We start from the raw sequence: 5,137 nt of genomic DNA on the forward strand, positions 1-5,137 counted from the left end.
GTGGAAGGCCATGGAGTGCTGCTCGCGGTGCGCAGCCGCCACACCCGGCGCGAAGACGGCAGCCACCTCCCAAGCCCCCGGACCCCAGACCGGGGACGAACCCCCGACCCCCGTAGCCCCGGGGGCGGGCACGCCGCAGTTCTCCAACCCCCAGGCCGCAGCCGGGACAGGGCTGCCTGCTCCCCGCTCCGCCCCGGTACGCCGCCGCCCGCCACAAGCAAAGATCGCCCAGCGTGTCATCCCCCACGATCTGCGGCCCGTCGCCCTGCGGGACGATCTCGTCGAACTCGGTGACCTCTTCCGCGCCTACCAGCAGCGCACCGAGCCCGACCTGAAGCTCCTCGCCGACCTCCACAAGCGCAAGGCACAGGCCTTCACCACCTGGGCCGACGTCAGCGGCATTACGAGCCTGCGGCTGGAGGCCCGGCGCGCCGAGCAGGCCGCCACCGCCGCCCGCTTCCAGCACCAGCAGCGCACCGGCGGCATCGTGGACGGCGACGGGCCGGCCGTATCACGCCTGCTGACCGCACCAACACAGGGGGATCACGCCCGCTCTGTCCTCGCGTACGTGGCCAACCACAGCCCGCTGCCCGGCTCCGAGGCACGGCTGCTCACGCTGATGCTGACCCTGCGCACTGCGCACAAGGGCACCGGCAACCTCGTCGGTCAGGACCTCAACGCGCTGGGCCTGACCGACCCGGAGGGCCTGGTCGAGCAGCTGACCGGCTGCGGCTGGCTCACCCTGCCCGGCACCGCCGGGGACCTGCTCGCCTCCCGGCCGGAGAACCCCACCCCGATCACCATCCCCTCCCTGGTCCCCCGCGACGGCGAAGCCGGCCCGTTCACGTTCGGCAAGAAGATGCGGCCCAAGCTCTCCGGCTGGGCCCAGAAGGTCATCTCGGACAAGAAGCTCCGCAAGGCCAAGGCCACCGCCGACACGCGGCTCCTCGCGCTGACGCTGGCCACCCAGACCGACGCCGCGGGACGCCTCGGTCCCGGTGGCCAGGGCATCGCCTTGCACGCTCTCACTGCTTGGGTCCCGATCGAATCGGGCGAACTGCAGCACCTGGTCGACCATCTGACCACAGCAGACTGGCTCGCCGAGACCGCCCTTACCGACACCCAGCTCACGGGGCAGCTGACGGAGCGCGTGCTTCCGCTCACCTGTCCGCTCCCGGCTTGAGGCACGGCGCCCGTCCGGGCGAACACCGTGACGGTACGGCCGTCTTGGCCCGGCCGTCTGCGGGATGATGACGGGCGGGCCGGCCTCCAGGAGACAATGGCGATCATGTCGAAGCATGCCGCACTCCCGGCGCCGGTAGCGTCCTTCCTGCTGACCATCCCGCAGGGGCATGCCGCCCGTTGTCTCCTTTCCTACGCGGCTGCCCTGCCGCTGTCCTCGCCTGACGCCCAGCTGCTCGCCGTGGTCATCGCCATCCGGGCCGCGCGGGGCGGTACCGGGAGGATCACGGCCGCCGCTGTGCGGGCGCTTCGCCTGGACGATGCGGACCGGGCCGCTGCTGATCTGCGTGCTTTGGGCTGGCAGCTTCCTGACCTGCTTCTGGACCCAAGCGCCGACACTCCGGCCCTGGTGACGGTGCCGGCCCTGGCGGTCGGACCGGACGAGGGTCACCCTCTTCCCCTCGGGAAGGACCCGCGGTCGCGGGTATCTGGCTGGACCGCGCGCACCCTGGCTGTCTCCCCGCTCGCGGGGACTTCGCCGGCTGCTCAGCTGGCCGCGCTGTTCCTGGCGGCTCACGCCTCCAACCATCTGAACGGCACGCTCCCGGACGACCTGCCGCAGCCCTGCCGTGATTGCCTGCCCGGCCTGATGACGAGCGGCTTCCTCGCCCATCTCGGCGGCGACCGCTACCGGCTCGACTCCTCCATGCGGAACGTGGTTGGACGGCTGCCTCATCGGGCCGATCCGAAGGACTCGCCACCGCGGAAAGGCCCGTGGAAGGTCCCCCGGCCAGCACGGACCACCAAGGCTGAGTGGGCGCAGTGGAAGCAAGAGGCCCGCCCGACGGTGCGGCAGAACGCGGAAGCGGTCGAGCGCTGCACCGTCTGCCGTCTTCCGCGCGCCCAGGTGGCGGCCGCGTTCACGAGCACTCGCTACACCGGCAAGGCCCCGCGCCACGTGCGCGACGCGTACGACGCCTGGAAGGAGCATCACCCCGGCCACGGCCTTCAAGCTGCCCAGGCCACCGCCTTGTTCCGGGCCAGGCACAGGCACGGCCCCTCGTACGGTCAGCTGTGCTCCAGCCTGGGTTGGCCGCGGACGCTACGCGGCATCATCGTCCAGCGGCTCCTGGCCGATGGATGGCTCGCCGAAATCTCGTCCGTGCCGTGGACACTGCGGCCGGGAGACACAGCCGCAGCTCACGGCATCCTCCTGCAATCTCGCGCTGCGAGAGAGTGAGCGGGCCCGAACGAGGGGCCGGTTCAGCTCCTCGGGGCGGGGCTTTGTGGATCGTGCCTGTGCCTGCCCTGGTGCGCCGTACGGTCCTTACGAGTTGCGTGCTTCGCTCGAGACCCTGGTTCGTGACGTCCCGCTCGACTGCTCGATCCCGTGCCAGAACCCCGCACGCAACTGCATCCTGTGATCGTCACTGATGTCCAGCACTTCGTTGCCGATGGTGCCGAACCTCGCGGCATATCGGAGTAGTTCACCGTCGAGGGAACGTGGGATCCGCGGACGCGTCTGCTCCAGTCTGGCGAAAAGGTCTTCGGCCTGGTCGCGTGGGAGACGCTCGGCCCAGCGGGTGCCGAAGGTGCCACCCACCTCATAAGGCTCGCCGCTCACCGAGAGATCCTGCTCATGGTCCACCCAGACCTCTTGCGGGGTCGTGAGGGTTGCCAGGAGAGGCAGCCCATCGTCGGGGTCGATCCAACCGACGTCCGAGGACCAGCGCAGCGCCGCAGACGGCGCGGACCGAGCAAGGTCGCCCGGGCTGGGGGCGCGGGCGGGCGCCGGGACGACAGCCCGAGGTGAGTCGCGGTGCTCGGCTGGCACGAGCGGCTTCGATACAGACTGCGCCAGAGTATCTGGCGGAGTCGGCTCGGCCGCGATGATGGCCCGGGTGAGCCAGTCGCGGTCCAGCAACTGCCGCTCGTCGGCTTCGGCGACCAGGTCCTCGGACTGGTTGTAAGCCCCGTCGGCGGCCTGCACGGCCCACAGATGCATGGCGACGCCGTGTTCCTTGGCCGCCGTCACTCCAGGCAGGAGATCGCCGTCGCCCGTGATCAGAACGATGTCGCTTGCTGCCTTATGCCGGGCCAGCTCGGTCAGCTGAGCGTGCATGGCAGCATCCACGCCCTTCTGCTGGAAGCGGCCGTCAACGCGAGTGAGCATGCCCAGGCGCACGGTGACCCGGGGCATCACCCGTAGGCGTCGGTGCTCGGGCTGGGGCACCCGGTCCGGTGCCCCGTCGAACCAGTAGATCCGCAGCAGCGGCTGCCCGGTCTCGGTCTGCGCGCGTTCGCGGATCTGCTGAATCAGCCCTGCGTGGTCGACGGACAGGCGCGAGCGCGCGGCGTCACCCGTCAGCAGCGTCGACGCCGCGCCCAGAAGGTATCCGACGTCGACCAGGACGATGCAGCGGTCCACGAAACTTCCCCCTCGACCTCGTTCGGCTGCCAGTCCATCACACCCGCCCTGACGCTTCCGCCGGTTTCGCGGCACGCGTGGACGCCGTGGGGCGGGGGCGGTCAGTGCTCGGGACGCGGTGTCCGGACAGGAAGCGCGACAGGCCCGCTTCGCTGATGCCCACCGCCGCGGCGAGGTTCCTCTGCATGAAGCCGTCGTCATTCTTCAGCCTGGTGACCAGGTCTTTCAGCGCGGAGCCGGTCAGCGTGCGCAGTTGGTGGCGTTCGTGGTCGGTCAGTGGGCGGATCGTCACCGCGTGGCGGCGGGCGTGGTCGCGGGTGGCGCGGGAGGCGAGGGCACGGATGCATTCGGGGGCCCGGCAGGTCTTGCGGGCGTAGCCGCCGGGCAGCGGGCACCACTGGGCGCCGCAGCCCGGGCAGGTGCGCACCACGACTTTGCGGGAGGCCTTGCCGTTGGTCACGGACTGCGTGGCCTGTGAGCGGCGGGTCTGGGCGGGGGCGGGGGGGAAGGTCCGGGCGTGCGCGGCGGCCTGGGGATCGCGGGCGGTCTCGAAGCGCCGCCAGCCTGCGCTGCCGACGCGGGCGGAGGCGTGCTGGGAGAAGGTCTCGCGCAGCGCGGTGGCGGCGAGGCTGCGGCTGCGGGAGAGGCCGTGGGTGGTCTTGTACTCGGCCGCGCTCATGCCGTGTGCCCGGCTGACGTGTGCGCCCAGCGAGCGGTAGCGGCGACCGCATTCGTGGCACAGCACGCTGGTGCCGTCGTCGTCGAGGATGCCGTAGTGGCCGTGCCCGTCGGGTTGCCCGTACCGTTCGAGCTCTGTGTCATCGATCGGGCGGCCGGCGCGGGCACGTTTGTAACAGCGCAGGCAGAGCCCTTTGGCGACCGCCGTTCGCTGTCTGCACGCAGTGCACGTCGCCCGCGCTGAACCCACCGTAGTCATCCTCTCCCGTTTGACTTCGCGACCGGCATCGCCGGGTGCGTACGCGGCGCGGAGGTCAGCTACCAGTTGGGCGCGTTCCTCGGTCAGCGGCACCCGGCGCGCAATGAACGAGCCGTGGTTGTTCCGCGACCAGTCGTCGCCGTCCGCTCCGTTGTAGCGCAGGAACCAGGCGATGCGGGCCCGTTCGTCCACATGCAGCTCATCGTCGGGCCAATGCTGGTGCAGCGAGCGCATCGCGCCGAAGTCCACCTGCACCGCGCCGGACAGGTCGACCGTCTCAGGGACCGCGCCGTCATCGCACAGTTCGAACAGTTGGCGCCGCTGCTCTTCGCCGTCGGGTTCGCCAATCCGCCCGGCTCACAGTGCATCGGCCAGCGCGCCGGCCACAGGCGCTACGGCCGGACGCTGGTCGGCGCGGGGGCTCCACGCGGTAGCGGCATCCGGGTGCCGACATCTGCTTCCTCGGCTGCTGATGCGGGAGAGGCCGGATGCTGCTGTGCGCGTAGCACGGCGGGGGCAGCTTCGTCGTTCAGGGGCGTCTGCGATGGGTTCGCCCGCGGGTGAGCAGTCCGAGCAGGCGTCGTTTCCGG

4 protein-coding genes are annotated in these 5,137 nt (G+C 70.9%); 2 read left to right on the forward strand and 2 right to left on the reverse strand.

The window, feature by feature from the left end:
• Positions 1-1,183: hypothetical protein (locus RM812_RS40435; RefSeq protein ID WP_311585741.1), on the forward strand; the 1,183-nt coding region annotated here is incomplete at its 5' end.
• A gap of 105 nt (positions 1,184-1,288) precedes the next feature.
• Complete coding sequence (locus RM812_RS40440) at positions 1,289-2,422, forward strand: hypothetical protein (RefSeq protein ID WP_311585743.1); 1,134 nt, start codon at positions 1,289-1,291, stop codon at positions 2,420-2,422.
• An 87-nt stretch (positions 2,423-2,509) separates the two neighbouring features.
• On the opposite strand, the gene RM812_RS40445 is transcribed toward RM812_RS40440, so the two are convergent.
• Together RM812_RS40445 and RM812_RS40450 are read right to left on the reverse strand one after the other, a co-directional pair.
• Positions 2,510-3,610, reverse strand: coding sequence for an NYN domain-containing protein (locus RM812_RS40445; protein ID WP_311585745.1), 1,101 nt, complete (start codon positions 3,608-3,610; stop codon positions 2,510-2,512).
• A 37-nt stretch (positions 3,611-3,647) separates the two neighbouring features.
• Complete coding sequence (locus tag RM812_RS40450) at positions 3,648-4,781, reverse strand: MucR family transcriptional regulator (RefSeq protein ID WP_311585747.1); 1,134 nt, start codon at positions 4,779-4,781, stop codon at positions 3,648-3,650.
• Positions 4,782-5,137: the final 356 nt, after the last annotated feature.

It is taken from the genome of Streptomyces lancefieldiae (assembly GCF_031845825.1).
GTDB classification, from domain to species: domain Bacteria; phylum Actinomycetota; class Actinomycetes; order Streptomycetales; family Streptomycetaceae; genus Streptomyces; species Streptomyces lancefieldiae.

Excerpts from the sequence above, each read along its gene's own strand:
- RM812_RS40440 (WP_311585743.1), top strand. The coding sequence starts at position 1,289 with ATGTCGAAGCATGCCGCACTCCCGGCGCCGGTAGCGTCCTTCCTGCTG.
- RM812_RS40450 (WP_311585747.1), bottom strand. The coding sequence starts at position 4,781 with ATGCGCTCGCTGCACCAGCATTGGCCCGACGATGAGCTGCATGTGGAC.